Here is a 22,053-nt window from a genome sequence, read left to right on the forward strand (position 1 = left end):
AGTTCGCTTTTTCTTGGATTCATTGTTATTCATAAAATAAGTCTAAATTGTGTAAACTTATTTCAGGACGGGACAAAGAATAAAAAAAGAGGAAGTTAAAACTTCCTCTTTTTTTATGTATTAAAGTGTATTCTTTCGTATATAATCTATTGTAATTCCTTTATTATTTTCTGAAATCCCTATCATTTTTAATTCTTTTTCATTTGTTGAAATTTTCCATTTTTCTCTGTTTTGTTTCAAATTATGAGGAATAAAAGTAACCTCTGATCTGTGACCATGAATATGCCAATAGCCCAACTCTTTATTCCCTTTTTCGTCGTATTTTTCATAGATTCTATCCCATCGAATTAGTAATTTATTATATCTCCTTTCTTTTTTTAAATTTGAAACACTCGTTTGTTGCCACATACCTTTAAAATAATCTGCCGGAGACATTGGTTTTTCTGTAATTGGTATTAAAGTAACTTTTACTTCCATCCCATCTTCATTCCTTTTCCAGATCATATTTTCTTTATCAAAAGAAACCAAAAAAGATCCGAATTCATCTGCAATATTTAACGGATCTACAGTTTTGTAAGTTTTAGTTTTATTATCATAACTCCATTGTCCTTTAGAATTTTGTAACCACCCATTTCCTGATTCATAAGATTTATCAGAATTAATTTTCATCCATTTAGCTACAGGTGTTTTACTTCTGTTTCCTACCGAAACACTTTCTACTTTCCAAAAACCAATCACCTTTTCTTTTTGTGCATAAAGACTAGTTACGAACATTAAAAACAATAAGAGTATTATTTTACTTTGAAATTTCATTATTTATTGAATTAAAATTTGAACAATTTTTTGTGCTAAAACCAATTCATTTGTATTATTTCCAAGGTTACTTAGAAAACTAATCACATATTCTTGATTATTTATATTAATAAGCATTGATTTATAACCATCTGTACTTCCACCATGAATGATATAAGGCTTACTTATTTTTAAATCTCCAATCTTACTTTTAGTATTTAAATCAAAAACGACCCAACCATAACCGTAACTAATATTTTCCGTTTTATTCTGATGATTTTTAGTTAACAAATTCAATGATTTTTTAGATAACCAACCGGGATTTCCTATCACTTGAGCCCATTTATTTAAATCTAATGACGTAGAAAATATTCTTCTACCTAAACTTAAATCTATAAAAGGTGTTTGTAACCATGCTTTGCTTTTTTCATCATAACAATAATCTTTGGCTAACTTTTCAATGATATGATTGTTTTTATCAACCGATATTGTGTTTCTTAATCCTAATGGAATTGTCAACTTTTCTTTTAAGATCTCTTTGAAAGGCATTTTATAAGTAACTTCTAAAACAATAGCTAAAAGATGATATGCAAAATTGCTGTAGTAAAACCTTTCATTTGGTGAATATAATTGAGGTAATTTACTGATAAAATTTACATACTCACCATTTGAAAATTGAGAACGTTTAAACTTCAAAAAGTTATCCTTTTTTAATTCGTTGGAAACACTATCGTAATCTGCTAGACCTGAACGGTGACATAATAAATGATGAAGAGTAATTTCAGAATGAAAATTACCTTGATAATCAAAGTCAGCTAAAAGATCTACTAATTTATCTTCTAAATGAAGTAAATTATCCTCAACCGCTTTTAAAACTAAGGCAGCTATCATCGATTTATTTACAGAAGCAATATCAAACTTAGTGTTTTTATCTACAGAAATCCCCCAAGTTCTATCTGCAATTCCTAAATAATTTTCATAGATAATTTTGCCCTTTTCTGATATTACAATTCCACCTTGAAATCTATCTTGTGCATATTCATTTGTGAATAATGAATCTATTCGATTGGTAATAATTGAACTATCTTCATTTTTTATTTTTTCAGCTTTTGATTGACAAGAAAAAAAGGTATAAACACAAGTGATTATAATTATCAAATAAGTCTTTCTCATTTGTTTTTTGTTTTATACAAATATGAAGACTTGTATTGATATTAGGCTATAAAAAAGAAACTTAGGGATTAAAAACGCGTATTTGTGATGAAAGATAGATGTTAAATAAACGTTTTTTGATATTGTTTAGAGATCGGTACTATTAATTCTAATATTTCAAGATAAAATTTACCTTTTATTTGTTTTACTAATTGAATATTTGATGTGTTTACTAAATAACTTCTATGGCTTCTTTTAATTGTAGGATAATCTTTAAGCTCATCTTCTAATTTTTTTAACGTTTTTCGTATAAGATGTTCCTTTACTATTCCATTAGATTTATATGTAATTGTTATATAATTACCTGAAGACATTGCACATAAAAAATCTTCCATTTTTACTTTTAAGTGATCCTTATTGTTGTCCGATTTCAAAAATAAATATGTAGATAATTTTGTTTCTTTTTCTTTAGAAAAAGCTTGAATCATTAAATAAAAAGAAAGTGGAAAAAACATCATTAAAGGAAATTCTTTCTGAATTAAAAGATAAGCTTCTATATTCCATTCTTGCCAATTCCAAAAGAAATTAAAAAGTAAGAAAATCAGCTGATTCCCTATAACTATTAAACTTAAATACCAATAAAATTGTTTGCTAAGAGTAATAACTTGAAATCTAGACTTCACATACGACTCTAAAAAAAATAGATAGGTAAAAGTTAAAACCCCAAAACTTATACTTCTAAATAAATGTGAATGACCTGAATAAGAAACACCTTTTTGAATACCATATGCTTCAAAAAAATACAAAAAATAAAAAACTGCAATTCCAGAAATTAAACCAAAAGAAATTGGCAAAAAACTGAATAGTTTTTCTTTTTTGTAAAATGATTTATCTAAAAGCAACATCAATGTAGTAATATTTAATCTTGAGTATAATAATTGAAGTCTTTTAAAACAACATCTATAAATTCGATATCAGTAAGTTCTGTTGGCTTTTTAATACTTGTAACTTCTTCTATTTTAGATCGTAATTTGATTAAAGTATTATAATCCTTATTTCTTCTGGCTTTTACGTAAGTATCTTTTATAATTCTAACATCATTATCTGAAAGTTTAATAACATTAGAAAATCTAGGTTTATAATCTTCCTTGATTTCTTCTAAAATAGTTCGAGAAAAACTAGCCTTATCTTTTAAATAAACAACAACTGTATTAGCAGCGAAATCTCCTACTCTTTGATTGTTCTTTGTGAAAATAATTAAAAGAAAACCAGCCATTTTACCTGCTAAAAAAATAAGATACAACATTACAAAAAACTCTTCTCTTGCTAAATTATCGTAAAAGAACACAAAAATTAAAATGAAAAAATTAAAGTCTACTACACGCATAAACCAGCGAATAGTATAATCTAAAAATGATGGTTTAAAACCTTCAAAATTTATTACTCTTATATTCATTACTTTTTTTCCTAAGGTTTGTCCATTCATTAATACTTCTGAGTATAAAGAATAAAATGTAATAGGCAGAAAAAACAATACTTGTACAGCTATTTTCGACCAACGATCTTGATCTATATTTGAAATTACTGTATCGAAATCTACGAACTTAGCTAAAACGTAGATGTAAGCAATTTTTACGATATTATCTATCACAAAAGCTAATAAACGTTGACCGACATTTGCCATCTCAAAATTTATTTTAACATTTTGTGTAGTATTTACTTGTAGTGTGTTCATACAATTTTTACATTTGTCTCTATGAGAGAGATCGCTTTTATAAAGCAAAATAAAGAAAAATGGCTTGAATTCGAAGAAGTAATTTCAAATAAAATTGAAAAAACTCCTGATGAAATCGCGCACCTTCACATTCAAATAATGAATGACTTGTCATATGCGCAATCATTTTATCCAAAAAGTAATGTTGTTCCTTATTTAAATAAACTTGCAAAGAGTAGTTACAGCAAAATATATCATACTAAAAAACAAAGTAAGAACACATTTTTCTCTTTCTTTTTAGAAACAGTTCCTTTGTTATTGTTTAAGCATAAAAAATACATGTATATTTCTTTTGCTGTATTTTTCACTTTCTTTTTTATAGGTTTACTCTCTACATTTAATGATGAAAATTTCGCTCGTGAAATTCTAGGAAACAGTTATGTAGATCATACTCTAGAAAATATAGAAAGTGGTGATGCACTTGCTATTTATAAAGGAGGTAGTACTTGGGGAAGTTTCATTGGAATTTTTAATAATAATCTTAGAGTTGGTTTAAACATGTTTTTATCTGGACTTTTTATTGGAATTGGTTCTGGATATTATATTATGATTAATGGAATTATGGTAGCTGTTTTTCAGGCTTTCTTTTACCAACACAATTCTTTAGTTGATAGTTTATTAGGAATTTGGATTCATGGTACCTATGAAATCTTTGCTATGATAATTGAAGCAGGTTGTGGATATATTATTGGTGCAAGCATCTTATTTCCAGGAGCTTTAAAACGTTTTGAATCTTTTAAAAAAGGCTTGCGAGAAGCTTTTTTTATCTTTTTAAGTACAATTCCTTTTACTTTTGCAGCCGCATTTTTAGAAGGATATGTAACACGACATTATAACAGAATGCCTGCATTCTTCTGTGTATTAATAATTTTATTCTGTTTGGTTACAATTTCATATTACTATTTAATATTCCCATATAAAGTAGCTAAAAAACAACAAGCTATATGATTAAAAAGCTACTCTATTTTATATTCCTATTTATAGGAAGTTTACAACTATTTGCTCAAGAGGAAGATATCTCTTACGAAAGTTTTCCTCCTGAAAATAGTATAGAAAAGCAACGTAATTTTGACGATGATTTATCTTCTAAATATAATTCTGATGATTTTAAATATAAAGATGATGTAGAAAAAAAGCCTAAGAAAACTGGACCAAATTTCCCGTCTACTTTTCTTAGTAAGGTGGTGCATTTTTTTGTAACGATATTTCCTTATTTACTTGCTTTAATTATCATTTTTATTGTTGTAAAAGCTTTAATAGGTGAGGATTTTAAATGGTTCAATGCATCTATAAACAAAAAAGTCGAACGTGTTTCCATACTTTCTTCTGAGGAAGAATCGTATTTAGAAAATGAAGATTATAGGAAACTAGTTGCTTTATCTAAACAAAAAGGAGATTATAGGAACGCAACACGTTATTACTATTTGTTATTATTAAAAAGTATGTCTAATAAAGGATTAATTACTTTTGATAAGGATAAAACAAATACAGAATATATTTTCGATTTACAAAAGAAGGAATTAAGAAAACCTTTTTCTTACTTATTATACATTTACGATTACGTCTGGTATGGAGAATTTAATGTTAATCAGACTAATTTTGAGGTAATAGAATCTAATTATGAATCTTTTTTAAAACAATTGTAATGCTAAAAAGGACTAAATTATACATAATAGGATTCGTATTGTTTTCTTTAATTGGTTGTAAAAAAACCAATTGGAGAGAAAACTACCAAGAGCGTTCTAAAGAACCTTTTGGAACATATATTTTTGCCAATGAGCTTGAAACCTTATTTAATTATAATGAGTTTACAGTTTTAGATGAACATATTTACGATTATTTATTAATTAATCCTGTTACTACAAATGATCAGGCGAACTATGTTTGTATTAAATCTTATGCTTATCAATTAGATAAAAAAACTACCAAAAAGCTTTTAGATTTTGTGGCTGTTGGTAACGATATATTTCTATCCTTAAATAGTTTTAATGATACTTTTGAAAAAGAATTAAACTTTAAAACTGAAAATTTAGATAGTACTGTTTATGATATTGAATTTTTAAAAGAACTTGACGGTACTTTTTATCTCAATAATCAAGAGTTTAAGGTTAATAAATTCTATTTTGACAGAAATATTAGAAAGAATTATTTTAAATCCTTAGATAGCACAAAAACTGTCGTTTTAGGATCGCAAAATGTACCTTCCGAAGGTAAAAAACCTAACTTTATAAAAGTTAGTCACGGAGAAGGAAATGTATATTTACATACCCAACCTATTGTTTTTACAAATTATTATCTACTAAAAGATACTGCTCCAAAATATATAGAAAATGTATTCTCTTATCTTCCGGACAGATCAGTTTTATTAGATACGCAAACAAAACGTAGTAAATACAACTATAGTGATGAGGAAAAATCTGCATTACAGTTTTTCTACAAGCATCCAACTTTAAAATGGGCGCTATATGTTGGATTTATAGGCTTACTTTTATTTTTATTCTTAAATGCCAGAAGAAAACAACGCGCAATACCTGAATTAAAACCTTTGAAAAATTCAACTCAAGATTTTACACACACTATTGCAAACTTGTATTTAAGAGAAGACAATCATAAAGATTTAGTGAATAAGAAAATCACATATTTCTTAGAAAAAGTACGTTCAAAATACCATTTAGACACACAAAATTTAAATTCAACATTTATTGAAAAATTAGCAGCTAAATCCGGTAACACAGAACATACCACAAAATATTTAATTAATACAATTACAACAATTAATAAAAGATCGCAATGCTCACAAGAAGAGTTAGTACAACTAAACTCTCTTATCGAGAATTTTATAAAAAACAAATAATATGGAAGAAACAACTACTCCAAACGACGGTTTAGAATTTGAAAACAGAATAGATCTTTCTGAATTACAAGAAAGTGTATATAAAATTAAAAATCAACTTCATAAAGTAATTGTAGGTCAGAAAAACATGATCGATCTATTAATTGTTGCTATATTTTCTGACGGACATGCATTAATTGAAGGAGTTCCTGGAGTTGCAAAAACAATTACTACAAAATTATTATCTAGAGCAATGGATATTGATTTTAGTAGAATTCAATTTACACCAGATTTAATGCCATCAGATATTTTAGGAACATCTGTTTTTAATGTAAAATCTTCTGAATTTGAATTTAAAAAAGGTCCAGTTTTTTCTAATATGGTCTTAATTGATGAAATAAACAGAGCTCCTGCTAAAACTCAAGCTGCATTGTTTGAAGTAATGGAAGAAAAGCAAATTACCATGGATGGAAAACGTTATCCTATGAGTGCTCCATTTATTGTATTAGCTACTCAAAATCCTATTGAACAAGAAGGAACTTATCGTTTACCTGAAGCACAATTAGATCGTTTTTTATTCAAAATTAATGTAGATTATCCTACTGCTGCTGAAGAATTAGAAATTGTTACCAGAGAACAAGCCTTACTAAAAGATAAAAAATTAGATAAAGTAGAAAAAGTAATTACTGGCGAAGAAATTCTTAAGTTTAGAGACTTAATTACAAATATTAAAGTAGAAAAAAACTTATTGGAATACATTGCTAATATAGTAGTTAACACAAGATCTAACTCATTTTTATTTTTAGGAGCTTCACCAAGAGCAACAATTTCTATTTTAAAAGCTTCTAAAGCATTTGCTGCTGTAGCAGGAAGAGATTTTGTTACTCCAGAAGATATTAAAAATGCTGCAATTCCAGTTTTAGAACATAGAGTAATTGTGACTCCTGAACGTGAAATGGAAGGTGTTACAAGTAAACAAATCATTGAGCAAATAATTGAAGCTGTAGAAATTCCTAGGTAATTGTAAATGAAAACGTTTTTTAACTCTTTATTTTTAAATAATCGCTTTTTTTATGCCTTAGGATTAGTAGCTTCATTATTTATAGTTGGTTTTTTCGTTCCTATATTTTTTGATGTGGCTAAAATACTACTATTCAGTATCTGTATTTTTACTTGTATAGATATTATACTGCTCTTTTCTAAAAATAAAGGTATTACTGGTGAACGTTTTTTACCTGAAAAGCTCTCTAATGGTGATCAAAATAAGATTACGATCACATTAAAGAATAACTACAGCATAAAAATAAATGCTGTAATCTTAGAAGAACTACCTTACCAATTACAATTACGATATTTTAAACTTACTGAACGTTTAAAGAAACAAGAAGAACGAAAAAGTAATTATATAGTAAATCCTAATATTAGAGGTGATTACGATTTTGGTAACATGAATGTTTACGTATCTTCTCCATTGCAGTTTGCTACTAGAAAATATGTTTTAGGAGAACCTAAAATTGTTAAATGTTACCCTTCATTTTTAAAGTTAAATGACTTTTCTATCAAAGCTATTTCTAACGACATTACAAGTCAAGGAAATAAAAAGATTCGAAGAATTGGTAACTCAATGGAGTTTGAACAAATAAAAGAATATGTTACTGGAGATGATATTAGAACATTAAATTGGAAAGCTACAGCGAAACGAAACCAATTAATGGTAAATCAATATGTAGAAGAGAAATCACAACCTGTATATTCTATTATTGATACAGGTAGACCGATGCAAATGCACTTTGATAATTTAACGCTTTTAGATTACTCTATTAATGCTTCTTTAGCAGTGAGTAACGCTATTTTAAAGAAACATGACAAAGCAGGTATGTTTTCTTTTTCGCAAAAAATAGACAATCTTATTGTTGCAGAACAACGTAATTCTCAAATGAATCTAATCTCTGACGCATTGTATAACATTAAAACCAACTTTTTAGAGTCTGATTATAGTTTATTATATGCGTCTATCAAGCGAAAAATAACAAGTAGAAGTTTATTAATACTATATACTAATTTCGAAACTTTAGATGCTTTAAAACGTCAATTACCTTATTTGAGAGCTATTGCAAAAAACCATTTATTATTAGTTGTATTTTTTCAAAATACTGAACTGAATAAAATTATAGATCAAAAATCGAAAAAAGTAAGTGATGTATACGACACAATTATAGCTGAAAAATTCATTTACGAAAAAAAACAAATTGCTAACGAATTAAAGAAATACGGTATTCAGTCGGTTTTAACAAAACCAAAAGAATTAACCGGAAACACTATCAATAAATACTTAGAATTAAAATCAAGAGGATTATTTTAATTCTTATCTCAATCAAAAATTAACTCAAAAACAATAATTATTATGAATTGGTACCTTAAAGTAATGAAACAGTACGCTGATTTTCAAGGAAGAGCAAGAAGACAAGAATATTGGATGTTCATTCTATTTAATATGCTTTTTGCATTTGTCGCTATCTTTATAGATGGTTTAATTGGTTTTTCTATGAGCGGTGGTGAAGGCTTATTTCCTATAGGAATCTTTTACACGCTTTATGTTTTAGCTGTTTTAATTCCAGGTGTAGCAGTAGCAGTAAGAAGACTTCATGATATAGGTAAAAGCGGATGGTTTTATTTTATCGCTTTTATACCTTTAATTGGAGGTATCTTATTATTAGTTTGGTTGTGTACAGATAGCCAACACGGGCCAAATAAATGGGGAGATAATCCTAAAGGAATTGGAAATAATAGAAATATTGATCAAATAGGAAAAGATTAATATCAAATATTATAAATACAAATGAGATCGTCCAATTCGGGCGATTTCTTTTTTTAACTAGTATTGTGTAAGATTTTTTTGTTACTTCGTACTAATACCAAATTTATCTTATGAAATCTTACTTAGCTTTACTCTTAGCTGTCATTTTAACTTCTTGTACTTCTGAAACTAAAACAATCAAATTAAAAAAAGGAACTTACAGAGCTGCATTACAAATCCAAGATCAAAAAGAACTTCCTTTTATTTTTGAGGTAATCAATGAAAATGAATTACATGTTTTTAATGCTGAAGAAATAATAAAAGTTCATGAAATTACTTACAAAAATGACTCTGTAAAAATACAAATGCCATTTTTTGAAGGTTATCTCGTAGCAAAAATTAAAGAAAATAGACTTGAAGGCGAATTTGTAAAATCTAGTTTAGATCGTATTGTTCCATTTACAGCTGAAAAAAACACCAACCGATTCGCTAATACTTCTAAAAGCGTATTTAATATTTCAGGAAATTGGAAAACAGTTTTTAGTCCGAATTCAGAAGAAGATAAATATATAGCTAAAGGTATATTTAAACAAGAAGGAAATAAAGTTACAGGTACATTTAGAACTACTACAGGAGATTATCGTTTTTTAGAAGGTAATATCAATAATGATATTTTACAACTTTCTACTTTTGATGGCGCTCATGCATTTTTATTCACAGCAAAAGTCACTGACTCTACTATGAATGGACATTTCTATTCTGGTAATCATTGGAAAGAGCCTTTTACAGCTAAACTGAACAACAGCTATGAATTACCTGATGCTGAATCATTGACGTATTTGAAAGAAGGTTATGAAACGATTTCATTTTCATTTCCTGATAAAAACGGCACTATGGTTTCTTTAAAAGATAACCGCTTTAAAGATAAAGTAACTGTAGTTCAAATTATGGGATCTTGGTGTCCAAACTGTTTAGATGAAAGTAAATACTACTCAGAATATTACGCAAAAAATAAATCAAAAGGAATTGAATTTGTTGCCTTAGCTTTTGAAGTTGCTAAAACTAAAGAAGAAGCTTTTGAGTATTTAAATCGTTTAGAAGAACAAACCAATATCACCTACCCTATTTTGTTAGCTCAATTTGGTTCATCTAATAAAATTTCTGCTCAAGAAAAGTTACCAATGTTAAATCACGTTTTGTCATATCCGACTACAATTATACTTGATAAAAAAGGAAAAGTGAGAAAAATTCATACAGGATTTAATGGTCCTGCTACTGGTAAATTATATACAGATTTCACTAAAAATTTCGACTCTTTTTTAAACGAATTAGTTAACGAATAACCAATCACAAATAACTAAAAATAATGGCAAAAATTGGAATCATCACAGTAAGTGATAGAGCAAGTGCTGGTGTTTATGAAGATCTTAGTGGAAAAGCAATTATAGCAACTTTAAACGATTACTTAGTTTCTGATTGGACAGAAGTTTATCAAATTATTCCTGACGAACAAGATGTTATTGAAAATACTATGATTGATATGGTTGACAATAAAGGTTGTTGTTTAGTAATTACAACAGGTGGAACAGGTCCGGCAAAAAGAGATGTTACTCCTGAAGCTACTGAGGCTGTTTGTGATCGTATGATGCCAGGTTTTGGTGAGTTAATGAGAGCAGAATCTCTAAAATATGTTCCTACAGCTATATTATCTAGACAAACTGCTGGTCTTAGAAACGAAAGTTTAATTCTGAATTTACCTGGTAAACCGAAATCGATTCGTGAATGTTTAGATGCTGTTTTCCCTGCTATTCCATATTGTATTGATTTAATGAACGGACCATATTTGGAGTGTAATCATGAAGTTATAAAACCATTTCGTCCAAAGAAAAAATAAAACTCACCAATAGGTTTTACTTAAATAATTCTTAAAAAACATGTTAAACTAAACCATATACCTAAGCTTTAATCTTAATTTTTTATACTTTTAATCTCAATCAAATTAATCTTTATTAAAATTATTATTATGAGAAAAATTTTAAAAATCCAAGGTATTAAGGAATTAAACAAAAACGCACAAAAAGAATTAGTAGGAGGTTTTTTAACTGAATACATTGCATCATGTAGTTTTGCTACAGATGGTTTAGCTTGTTTAACAGGATTACCACACTGTCCAACTGGTTTCTGTGCTAGTGGAGTTTGTTCTCCTTCTACTGGTGGATAAAATTTTAGTAATTTTAAGAATATAATCTTCTAAAAGATAAATTTAAGTAGTCATTGCTCTGTAATGGCTACTTTTTTATTTTTAATTTTGAAAAAAATTGAATTCAGATGATAAAAAATGAACTAAAAATAAGAGACAGTATTCATATCTTTTACAAGCATAATACATTTTAATACCAATTAAATTTCAATAATGTCTAAACTTTTAGCTTACAGAAAAAAATTTAATCTTACACAAGAAGAACTAGCTGAAAAATCTGGAATATCTGTTAGAACTATTCAAAGAATAGAAGCTGGTGCTCCTTTAAAAGGTCATACTTTAAATGCTATCTCAAAAGCTTTAAACATAGATAAAGAAAATTTAAACGGTCAAAAAAATGAAGAAAGTATAAATATCAAACTTATTAAATTAATTAATTTATCTTCTTTACCTTTTGTTGCTATTCCTCTAGTAAATATTCTTATTCCATTTGCCATTGTTTATTATAAAAAAGAATACAATCGTTTAACAAAAGAGATTATCTCAATTCAGATATTCTGGACAATTATTTCTACTATTTTAATTCTATTAAGTCCATTTGCTAATCGATTATTTTCTTCAGAAATCAGACTAACATTACCAGTAATGATTCTTTTAATCTTAATAAACATCACCATCATCCTAGTAAATACAGTTGGATTGGATAAACATCAAAAAAACTATATAAAACTAAAATTCAACTTCTTATAAACCTTGTCGTGATTTTGTCAGGTTATTTTCGGGCTGTTTTCGGGTTTCTTTTATTCTGATTTACGGAATATTGCTTCATCATTTAAATTTTTAATCACAATCAAAATTATGAAGCAATTTTATACTCTTATATTAATTCTTATAGTTCTTTTTTCAATAAAAATAGGAGCACAAATTTCTAAAAATTCGAAACTCTTTAATGAACTGAAACAAATTGATAGTTTATTTTTTGAAGAAGGTTTTAATAAATGTAATTTTTCTCTATTAGAAAAATATATTGCTACTGATTTTGAGTTTTATCATGACGAAAACGGAATTCAAAATAGAGCACAATTTTTCAAAGGATTTAAAGAAAGTATATGCTCTAACACAAATAAAAAACCTATTCGAAAAGTCGTAAATGAAAGTTTAGATGTTTTCAGATTAAAGAATAATGGTGAAACTTATGGTGCTATTCAAAAAGGAATTCATTTATTCTACATAAAAGAAACAAACAAAGAACCGTATCTTACCAATATAGCTAAGTTTACTTCTCTTTGGAAGATAGAAAATAAACAATGGAAATTAGCTAGAGTTTTGAGTTATGATCATAAAGAACCTAAAACTAATTATGGCTCAAAATTTACAATTAACTATCCTTCTCCTCTATTTGAAAATGATAAGATTATAGAAAAACTTCTTAAAAAACATCAAATTACATCACTATCAATTGGTTATATAGAACAAGCTAAAATTAGACAATTGAGAGCTTTTGGCTATCAAAAAGACCTTGTAAAGACTGATTTAAACAGTATTTACAAAGTTGCCTCATTAACCAAACCTGTTGTTGCAAATGTTGTACTGAAACTTGTTGATTCGGGACAAATTGGTTTAGATGAACCTTTATCGAAATATTATATTGATTCAGATATAAAAGATCATGAGTTTTTACAAAAACTTACTGTTCGTAATATATTGTCACACCAATCAGGATTACCTAATTGGAGATATTTAACACCAACCCAAAAGTTAAATTTTGTAAGAGCACCTGGAACAAAATGGGAATATTCTGGCGAAGGATTTGAATATATGAGAAAAGCTATAGAAAATAAATTGAAAAAGCCTTTTGAACGTATAGCAGAAGCATTATTATTTGAACCTTTGGGAATGAAAAACACATCTTTTAATTGGAATTCGAAAATCAAAGAAAATAATTATGCTGTAGAACACAATGAAAAGGATAAAGCAATAGCTTTTGAAAAATACACTTCGGTTAACGCTGCTGCCAATTTATTAACTACAACAGAAGATTACTCTAAATTTTTAGTTCATCTCTTAAACGGTGCAGGAATTTCTAAGTTCTTATATAAAGAGTTTGTAAAACCACAGTCAAAAGAAAAGCAAGGAATATTCTGGGGTTTAGGTATGCAAATCTTACCTAATTTAAAAAACAATGAAACTGTTTTAATGCATACTGGTGGAGATTATGGAACCAAAACCATAGCTTTAATTTCTTTACAGTCTAAAAAAGGAATTGTAATACTATCTAATTCTGAAAACGGAATGAAAATATGGCAAAAAATATTACAAGAATATTTTCCTGATTTTGGTAATGAAATTATGGATAGAAATATGAAGTAATTCTACTTAAAAAGATAAAAAGCAGAGAAGTTTTAAATTTCTCTGCTTTTTAATTTATTCCTTTGGTAATTCTACCTCTTCATTCCATATATATTTTAAAAACCATTGCCAATTATGCCAAGTTGCTGCCAATTGCTCTTTTGGTTTCGTAATTGCATGACCAAATCCTTTATAAATAATATATTTAGTAGGTACTCCATTGTCTCTTAGCCCCTGATATAATTCATTCGCATTTGCAATAGGAACTCTACCATCATATTCGCCATGTTGAATTAAAGTTGGCGTAACCGCTTTAGTTATATTAGTCATCGGAGAAGTTTTTTCATAAATTTCTTTATTAGACCAAGGTGTAGCTTTTAAATATTGCCTAGTAAACGGATGAATATCTGTATTTACATAATACGTCGTCCAATTAGAAATTCCTGCACCGACAGATATAGCTTTAAAATCTTTGGTATTAGTACTTAAAAAAGCAGAGATATAACCTCCTTGACTCCATCCCATAACACCAAGTTTATCAGTATCAATCATTCCTTTTTTATCTAAATGTTTAATTCCAGACATTACATCCCAAGCATCACCAACTCCTAAATTTTTAACATTTAAAGACCTAAAACGTTCTCCATATCCAGCAGAACCACGATAATTTGGTCTTAAAATTAACGCTCCTTTATTAACCCATTGTACCATTGGATATACATAAGAAGCTGTTGGACCAGGAATTGAAACTCCTGTTGGACCTCCATGAATAATCACCAACAATGGATATTTTTTCTTAGAATCGTAATCCATTGGTTTGTTTAACACTCCTTCTATTACTTCTCCGTCTTTACTTTTCCATGAAATGACTTCACTTTTTGCAACTGCCCAATTATCTATTTGTTCAGAAGAATTTGTTACTTGAACTGGATTCTTGAATGTAAAATCCGTCTTGTAAATTTCTGATAAATGATTATTATCTCTACCAGTATACATTACTTTTTTGTTGTCCTTAGAAAAAGAATAACTCCAAATTTTACTATGCTTTACAGGAACTATTTCATAATTCCCTGTATTAGGATTAACTTTTATTAGAGCTCTTTTTGTTTTTAACCAGGCTAAACCAAAAATCCCCTTTTCATTCCATTGAAAATCAGATAAAATCTCATCAAAATCTTTAGCTAATTGTTTGGTATTAGTTCCATCAATATCTGTTCTAAAAAATTTCTCATTTCTATAATAATTTTCAGTAAAATCTTTTAGACTAGATGAATACAAAATAGATTTACTATCAGGTGACCAATCTATTAATCCGTCATAACTTTCATTTTTTACAAGTACTTTGTGAACTTTTGAATCGATATCATAAATTGAAATATCTGCCTTAAATGCTGAATTTATTAACGGATCTGGTTGATGTGTAAATGCAATTTTTTTACCATTAGGAGACCACTTAAAATTTGTGATTGAAAAAGCTTTGTCTCCGATTAATAACTTTGCTTCTAAATTACTTTTATAAACAGAATCTTTTAAAGTACTTGGCAGAGGTTTATCCATTAAAAGTTTAGGATTGAAATTCGTAATCCAAAGTTGATTTTGATTAAACTCTTTATCTTCAACTTTAAAACTCCCAAATTTATCTTTAATCTTTTTAGTTGATTTCGAATTATCTTCAGATTGAATGTATGCTAATTTTTTTCCATTTGGAGACCATTCAAAATTATATATTCCTTTCTTAGAATTTGTGATCTGAATTGCTTCACCACCAATTACTCGTATCGCATAGATTTGATTACCTGATCCTTTGTTAGACAAAAAAGCAATCCATTTTCCATCTGGAGACCATTTTGGAGATGAACTACTATTTTTACTATTCGTTAATTGAAAAGGTTCTTGACCATCTTTAGAAATCCATAATTCAGAATCAAATCGGTTTTCTTTCCAATCTGTTGCTTCTTTTGAAAAAATAAAATGTTTACCATTGGGTGATAGCACTACATTTCTTATAGTGTTTAAGGAAATAATTTCTTCAAAAGATGGTTTTTTAAGATTTTGTGCAGTAATAGATAATGCAAAAAAAATCAATATGATAATTGATGATGTTTTTTTCATAGTGATGTATAGCTATCTTTTTATTGATAGCAATTTTATATAGGTTAATTAATATTTCGTTGTTTGTAAAAGCAATTTTTAATCGATTCTCTCCACTTTATTAATTGGAATAGGTAAATCAACTCCTTCTTCAATAAAACGCTTGTGGACAGCTTCTTTTAAAGCACATTTTCCTCTAAATTCTTGAAATGGTTCATTCATCCAAACATAAGCTCTCATATGAATATAGGTTTCATGAATATCAATTACTCGAACATCAATACTATCACTAGATTCAGTTTCCATTACCATAGGTAATTTTACAGCTTCTTCCTGAATAATTTTACGTGCTAAATCTATATTTGCTCTTAATCCGATTTTAAAATTATTAAAGCTTAAAACGTGAGAATCTTCTATAGTATGATTTAATACAGAATCGGTACTAATTACAGAATTTGGAATGATTAAACGTTTATTTTCAAAATTGTTAATTACTGTGTGACGTAGAGTTATGTCTTCAACAATACCAACTCTAGCCTCATCTAGTTTAATATAATCACCAACTCTAAAAGGTTTAAAAATTACTATAAAAGCTCCGGCTATTAAATTCGATAAAGCTGCTTGTGCAGCGAAACCGATAATTGCTGCAATAATACCAGCACCTGAGAAAATTATTGTTGCTTTACTACGTAAAGTTGGTATTGTCATTACAATAAAAATCAGAGCAAATATTCCTACAAAAAACTTTACTGAATTACGTAAAAACTGAATACTCGTTCTACCAAAACGTTCTGATTTTTTGGACTTAATAACAACTAAAATGATTTGTCTGATCAATCTAGAAATTCCCCAAGAAACTAGCAATACTATTAGGATATAAAGTGTAATACCTAAAGGTGTATTTAAATCAAAATATGGAGAGATTTTATCCAACTGAATTTCTTTTTTCTAATGCGTTTGTTCTTAAATATAAATACAAAGGAAACGTAAAAGCTACAGCAATAATAAAGGTTAGCGGAATTAAAATCCACCAATACTTAATTTTAAGTTTAATTGCATCTGGTATATAAAAGGCAAAAAAAGTTAAAACGACTACTAATAAATCTGCACTTAACGACTTACCAGCAAAATTGACTTTTGCATCTGCGAAAAAGTTCAAAAATGATGGATCAGCTGCTGTTTGGAAATATTGAATATTGTAATACCAAGTATAACACATACCCAATATTGCCAAGAATAAGTACAAATACTTTAGTTTCATTTAAAATAATGCTGTTTGACTTTCATCATCACCTTCTTTCTTCTTTTTAATGGCAGCTTCTAATGCTTTACGTGCCTTCTCTTTTTTATCTAAAGATTCATCTGCTTCTGTGACATTAGTATCGCTATCTTGTACTAACTCTTCTTCATTCACCTCTATATTTTCAACCTTTTCTTCTTCAGGTTCTTCATAAGGTAATGACTCTAGAGTTTTTACCGTTCTAATTTTAGCTGCCGTCAACTGATTTCCGATTGCTTTTATACCTTTTACAGAAATAAATTCTTCAAAATTTACTTTCATACTTGGCAAAGCTCTCTTAGAGAAAATCACCTCTACCATTGGACGGTAATCTGTAGCAATTATTTGTAATTGCGACTTTTCGTGATCTGTGATAAATATTTCTTCTTTATCCGTACTTTCTAATAAGAAACGTTTCACATAATAACGTTCTTTATGACCGTCGTAATAAATTGCAGAAATTGGTTTATTAGGTTTCCATTTTTCTAAGACAATCATGTCATTATCGAAATGCATTGCTAAATCCGGTGTTACTGCTTTAGCTTTTCCAGATTGTTTTACAATTAGAATTTTATCTTCAGCTTTAAACTCTCCTAATAACTCTCCTCTTTCATCAACATTTAAACGTCTCACAGTATCATCAAACCAAATCTTACGTGGTTTTAATGTTGATACACCAGCTTCTTTAAACTCTACTTTTTTAACGCTATGTTTAGTAACTAAATTACCTCTAACACTTCTTCCTTTAATTGCTAAATCAGCAAAATCTAAATCCCATTTTAGCTTTTTAACACTTCCTACAGCACGTAGTAAAATAGTAACAACTTCTGCTTCTCCATTTGGATTTGCAGAGAAATACAGTACTTGAGAACCTTTATTTCCATTCGTTAAATCGTATTCTCGATCTCTTGTGATAGAAGTTACATTAAAACGTTTCATGTAACTTGGTCCGCGAGTACCATCTTTATAAATTAGGTTATAAACCGTACGCTTATCTTTTTTCTTGAAAACTGCAACGTGGATAATTCCTTTACCAACAAACGTTTTAGAATCTACTTTGGTAACTTGCATTACTCCATCTTCGCGGAAAACAATAATATCGTCGATATCTGCACAATCTGCAACAAATTCGTCTTTCTTTAACGACGTTCCGATAAAACCTTCTTCTCTATTCACATAAAGCTTTGCATTACGCATTACTACCTTTGTAGCTACAATATCATCGAAGATTCTGATTTCAGTTTTACGTTCTTTACCTTTTCCGTATTTATCTTTTAGTTCTTTAAAGTAATCAATAGCGAATTCGATAAGATTATCTAAATATTCTTTTACCTCCGCTATTTTCTCTTCTAAACTTTCTATAAACTGTTTCGCTTTATCAATATCGAACTTAGAAATTTTCTTAATTCGAATTTCAGTAAGCTTTACAATATCATCTACAGTAACTTCACGTTTTAAATGCTTAGTATGAGGTTTTAAACCTAAATCAATTGCTTCAATTACACCTTCCCAAGTTTCTTGTTCCTCAATATCACGATAAATTCTATTTTCAATAAAAATTCGTTCTAATGAAGAAAAATGCCATTGCTCTTCCAATTCATTTAATTGAATTTCTAACTCTTGCTTCAATAAATCAACAGTGAAATCTGTAGAACGTTTTAAAACATCAGAAACCCCAATAAAAATTGGTTTGTTATCTTCAATAATACAACACAACGGAGAAATTGAATTTTCACAATTTGTGAAAGCATATAATGCATCTATAGTTTTATCTGGAGATACATTTGGTGGTAGGTGCACCAATATTTCTACATTAGCAGCTGTATTATCTTCAATCTTCTTGATTTTGATTTTACCCTTATCATTTGCTTTTAAAACACTATCAATAAGCGAAGAAGTTGTTGTTCCGAAAGGAACTTCTGTAATTACTAATGTTTTTTTATCTAACTGAGAGATTTTTGCTCTTACACGAACTTTTCCTCCACGTTTACCATCATTATAATTAGAGACATCTGCAATTCCTCCAGTTAAAAAGTCTGGGACTATAGTAAAGTTTCTTCCTCTAAGATATTTGATGGAAGCATCAATTAACTCATTGAAATTATGTGGTAAAATTTTTGTTGATAAACCTACTGCAATACCTTCTGCTCCTTGTGCTAATAATAAAGGAAATTTTACAGGAAGATTTATAGGTTCCTTTTTTCTACCATCATAAGATTGTTGCCATTCAGTAGTTTTAGCATTGAAAACAACATCTAAAGCGAATTTAGATAAACGTGCTTCGATATAACGTGAAGCCGCAGCTCTATCTCCTGTTAAGATATTACCCCAGTTTCCTTGCATATCTATAAGCAACTCTTTTTGTCCCATTTGTACCATGGCATCTGCAATAGAAGCATCACCGTGTGGATGATACTGCATGGTGTGACCAACAATATTTGCTACTTTATTATAACGCCCATCATCTAAATCTTTCATAGAATGCATGATACGACGCTGTACAGGTTTAAATCCGTCTTCAATAGACGGAACAGCACGTTCTAAGATTACATACGAAGCATAATCTAAAAACCAATCTTTATACATTCCCGTAACCTTAGTTATGGTCTCTGTATTTTCAACTTGGTTTTCGTTTGTTAATTCTTCGTCGTGTTCGTAATTATTGTTTTCTTCGCTCATGTATTATAAACGTTTGTACGTTTTTGATTTTTTTACTTTTTTGATCTTAACAATATAAAAATAGCTAGACCTATTATTGTTATAAAAGCTGCATAGTTACCGTCATCAGTAATCTCGTTGAAATTTATTGAAAATAACATTAGAAAAATAAAAAAAAGAGCTATTAATATTAAGCCTCTATTTAATTTCATTTTAACTTTCTTCTATTAAATCTTGCTCTACTTTTAGATTTTCGATAATAAACTTTTGACGATCTGGTGTGTTTTTTCCCATGTAGAATTGTAACATTTGATCGATAGACATTTCTTTATCTAACATTACTGGATCTAAACGAATATCGTCTCCAATAAAGTGTACAAATTCGTTTGGTGAAATTTCACCTAATCCTTTAAATCGTGTTATCTCTGGTTTACCTCTTAACTTGGCGATAGCAGCTTGTTTTTCTGTTTCTGAATAACAATAATGCGTTTCTTTTTTATTTCGAACTCTAAAAAGTGGCGTTTCTAAAATATATAAATGTCCTTCTTTTATTACTTCTGGGAAGAATTGTAAAAAGAATGTAATTAATAACAGTCTAATGTGCATTCCATCGACATCGGCATCGGTTGCGATTACAATGTTGTTGTAACGTAAACCTTCTAATCCATCTTCTATATTTAATGCCGCTTGAAGTAAGTTAAACTCCTCGTTTTCGTAAACGATTTTCTTTGTTAAACCATATGAGTTTAAAGGCTTTCCTTTTAAACTGAAAACCGCTTGAGTATTTACATTTCTAGATTTTGTAATAGATCCAGATGCAGAATCTCCCTCGGTAATAAATAATGTGGTATTTAAATAATCTTCTTTCTTAGTGTCTCCGAAGTGAATTCTACAGTCTCTTAATTTTTTATTATGAAGATTTGCTTTCTTAGCTCGATCTCTTGCTAACTTTCGGATTCCAGATAATTCTTTACGCTCTTTTTCAGCTTGTAAAATCTTCTTTTGAAGCGTTTCTGCAATTACAGTGTTCTTATGTAAGAAATTATCTAATTTTGTTTTTACAAAATCATTGATGTAAGTTCTTACCGTTGGTAATCCGCCTCCCATTTCAGTAGAACCTAATTTGGTTTTCGTTTGACTTTCGAAAACAGGTTCCATTACTTTTATGGATATTGCTCCAATAATTGATTTTCGAACATCTGAAGCATCGAAGTTTTTTCCGTAGAATTCTCGAATAGTTTTAACAACAGCCTCTCTAAATGCAGCTTGGTGTGTACCACCTTGTGTTGTATTTTGTCCGTTTACAAACGAATGATATTCTTCTGAATATTGAGTTTTGCTATGTGTCATAGCAATTTCTATATCATCTCCTTTCAAATGGATGATCGGATATAGCATGTCCTCAACATTGTTATTATCTTCTAAAAGATCTTTTAATCCGTTTTCAGAATAATATTTTTCTCCGTTAAAAACTATAGTTAATCCTGGATTCAGATATACATAATTCTTTAATAAACGAATTACATATTCTGGACGATATTTATAGTTTTTAAATATGGCATCATCTGCAATAAAAGTAACCTTCGTTCCTCTTCTTCTAGTTGTTTCCTCTAAAAGATCTTGATTTGTAAGATTTCCTTTCTCAAATTCAGCAGATGCAGATTTTCCATCACGCGTACTTTCCACACGAAAATATGTAGATAATGCATTAACAGCTTTGGTACCAACTCCATTTAATCCTACAGATTTTTTAAAGGCTCTACTGTCGTATTTTCCTCCAGTATTCATCTTAGAAACTACATCGACAACTTTTCCTAAAGGAATACCACGACCGTAATCTCGAACAATAACTTTATTACCTTGGATAGATACTTCAATTGTTTTTCCTGTACCCATTACAAACTCATCAATAGAGTTATCGAGTACCTCTTTTACTAAAATGTATATTCCATCATCAGGAGAAGAACCATCTCCTAATTTACCAATATACATACCTGGACGCATACGGATATGCTCTTTCCAGTCGAGTGATCGTATATTATCTTCGGTATATTTAGTTTCTTGCGCCATAAAATCTGAGAAAAATGAAGTGTATGCTAAAATAAGATTTACCTAGAAAAAATAAAAA

At 28.8% G+C, this 22,053-nt stretch carries 20 protein-coding genes; 11 read left to right on the top strand and 9 right to left on the bottom strand.

Annotated features, from left to right (window positions below; genetic code table 11):
• Positions 1 to 120: 120 nt before the first annotated feature.
• The 4 genes from Q1A46_RS16890 to Q1A46_RS16905 all read right to left on the bottom strand — a co-directional run bounded on the left by Q1A46_RS16890 (position 121) and on the right by Q1A46_RS16905 (position 3,679).
• Positions 121 to 813 carry a hypothetical protein gene (locus tag Q1A46_RS16890; RefSeq protein WP_299681620.1) on the bottom strand — a complete coding sequence of 231 codons (693 nt, stop codon included), beginning with the start codon at positions 811 to 813 and terminating at the stop codon, positions 121 to 123.
• Between the two features lie 3 nt (positions 814 to 816).
• The gene (locus Q1A46_RS16895) at positions 817 to 1,965 is read right to left on the bottom strand and encodes a serine hydrolase (RefSeq protein WP_299681623.1); all 1,149 of its coding nucleotides are present in this window, start codon (positions 1,963 to 1,965) and stop codon (positions 817 to 819) included.
• Between the two features lie 101 nt (positions 1,966 to 2,066).
• Complete coding sequence (locus Q1A46_RS16900) at positions 2,067 to 2,849, bottom strand: LytTR family DNA-binding domain-containing protein (protein WP_299681769.1); 783 nt, start codon at positions 2,847 to 2,849, stop codon at positions 2,067 to 2,069.
• Positions 2,850 to 2,863: 14 nt separating this feature from the next.
• Complete coding sequence (locus Q1A46_RS16905; RefSeq protein ID WP_299681626.1) at positions 2,864 to 3,679, bottom strand: RDD family protein; 816 nt, start codon at positions 3,677 to 3,679, stop codon at positions 2,864 to 2,866.
• 21 nt (positions 3,680 to 3,700) lie between these two features.
• Between Q1A46_RS16905 and Q1A46_RS16910 the strand changes: the two genes are divergently transcribed.
• The 11 genes from Q1A46_RS16910 to Q1A46_RS16960 all read left to right on the top strand — a co-directional run bounded on the left by Q1A46_RS16910 (position 3,701) and on the right by Q1A46_RS16960 (position 13,918).
• Entirely contained in the window at positions 3,701 to 4,666 is a 966-nt protein-coding gene (locus Q1A46_RS16910; RefSeq protein WP_299681629.1) for a stage II sporulation protein M, read from the top strand.
• Entirely contained in the window at positions 4,663 to 5,364 is a 702-nt protein-coding gene (locus Q1A46_RS16915; protein ID WP_299681632.1) for a hypothetical protein, read from the top strand. The genes Q1A46_RS16910 and Q1A46_RS16915 overlap by 4 nt, the downstream gene beginning before the upstream one ends.
• A complete protein-coding gene (locus Q1A46_RS16920) occupies positions 5,364 to 6,572 on the top strand; it encodes a DUF4350 domain-containing protein (RefSeq protein WP_299681635.1) in 1,209 nt (402 codons plus the stop codon). Before Q1A46_RS16915 ends, Q1A46_RS16920 begins: the two co-directional genes overlap by 1 nt.
• 1 nt (position 6,573) lies before the next feature.
• Complete coding sequence (locus Q1A46_RS16925) at positions 6,574 to 7,572, top strand: MoxR family ATPase (RefSeq protein WP_299681637.1); 999 nt, start codon at positions 6,574 to 6,576, stop codon at positions 7,570 to 7,572.
• Between the two features lie 6 nt (positions 7,573 to 7,578).
• The gene (locus Q1A46_RS16930; protein ID WP_299681639.1) at positions 7,579 to 8,913 is read left to right on the top strand and encodes a DUF58 domain-containing protein; all 1,335 of its coding nucleotides are present in this window, start codon (positions 7,579 to 7,581) and stop codon (positions 8,911 to 8,913) included.
• 42 nt (positions 8,914 to 8,955) lie between these two features.
• Positions 8,956 to 9,369, top strand: a complete 414-nt coding sequence (locus Q1A46_RS16935; protein WP_299681642.1) for a DUF805 domain-containing protein — start codon at positions 8,956 to 8,958, stop codon at positions 9,367 to 9,369.
• Between the two features lie 110 nt (positions 9,370 to 9,479).
• Complete coding sequence (locus Q1A46_RS16940; RefSeq protein WP_299681645.1) at positions 9,480 to 10,691, top strand: peroxiredoxin; 1,212 nt, start codon at positions 9,480 to 9,482, stop codon at positions 10,689 to 10,691.
• Positions 10,692 to 10,714: 23 nt separating this feature from the next.
• On the top strand, positions 10,715 to 11,242 hold the full coding sequence (gene mog / locus Q1A46_RS16945; protein WP_299681648.1) for a molybdopterin adenylyltransferase: 528 nt from the start codon (positions 10,715 to 10,717) through the stop codon (positions 11,240 to 11,242).
• Between the two features lie 129 nt (positions 11,243 to 11,371).
• The gene (locus Q1A46_RS16950; RefSeq protein ID WP_299681651.1) at positions 11,372 to 11,569 is read left to right on the top strand and encodes a hypothetical protein; all 198 of its coding nucleotides are present in this window, start codon (positions 11,372 to 11,374) and stop codon (positions 11,567 to 11,569) included.
• Positions 11,570 to 11,761: 192 nt separating this feature from the next.
• Positions 11,762 to 12,298 (top strand): helix-turn-helix domain-containing protein, encoded by a 537-nt coding sequence (locus Q1A46_RS16955; RefSeq protein ID WP_299681654.1) that lies wholly within the window; start codon positions 11,762 to 11,764, stop codon positions 12,296 to 12,298.
• A gap of 108 nt (positions 12,299 to 12,406) precedes the next feature.
• On the top strand, positions 12,407 to 13,918 hold the full coding sequence (locus Q1A46_RS16960; protein ID WP_299681657.1) for a class A beta-lactamase-related serine hydrolase: 1,512 nt from the start codon (positions 12,407 to 12,409) through the stop codon (positions 13,916 to 13,918).
• 54 nt (positions 13,919 to 13,972) lie between these two features.
• Here Q1A46_RS16960 and Q1A46_RS16965 read toward each other — a convergent pair whose 3' ends face one another.
• The 5 genes from Q1A46_RS16965 to Q1A46_RS16985 form a co-directional block, all read right to left on the bottom strand.
• Positions 13,973 to 16,009: a S9 family peptidase gene (locus Q1A46_RS16965; protein ID WP_299681661.1), complete on the bottom strand. Its 2,037-nt coding sequence runs from the start codon at positions 16,007 to 16,009 to the stop codon at positions 13,973 to 13,975.
• A gap of 78 nt (positions 16,010 to 16,087) precedes the next feature.
• Positions 16,088 to 16,921 carry a mechanosensitive ion channel family protein gene (locus Q1A46_RS16970; protein WP_299681664.1) on the bottom strand — a complete coding sequence of 278 codons (834 nt, stop codon included), beginning with the start codon at positions 16,919 to 16,921 and terminating at the stop codon, positions 16,088 to 16,090.
• Positions 16,914 to 17,249: a DUF2834 domain-containing protein gene (locus tag Q1A46_RS16975; protein WP_299681667.1), complete on the bottom strand. Its 336-nt coding sequence runs from the start codon at positions 17,247 to 17,249 to the stop codon at positions 16,914 to 16,916. The genes Q1A46_RS16970 and Q1A46_RS16975 overlap by 8 nt, the downstream gene beginning before the upstream one ends.
• Positions 17,250 to 19,946, bottom strand: a complete 2,697-nt coding sequence (locus Q1A46_RS16980) for a DNA gyrase/topoisomerase IV subunit A (RefSeq protein ID WP_299681669.1) — start codon at positions 19,944 to 19,946, stop codon at positions 17,250 to 17,252. It abuts the gene before it with no gap.
• A gap of 192 nt (positions 19,947 to 20,138) precedes the next feature.
• A complete protein-coding gene (locus Q1A46_RS16985) occupies positions 20,139 to 21,995 on the bottom strand; it encodes a DNA topoisomerase IV subunit B (protein ID WP_299621593.1) in 1,857 nt (618 codons plus the stop codon).
• Positions 21,996 to 22,053 lie beyond the last annotated feature (58 nt).

Source organism: uncultured Tenacibaculum sp., assembly GCF_947502995.1.
Classification (GTDB): domain Bacteria; phylum Bacteroidota; class Bacteroidia; order Flavobacteriales; family Flavobacteriaceae; genus Polaribacter.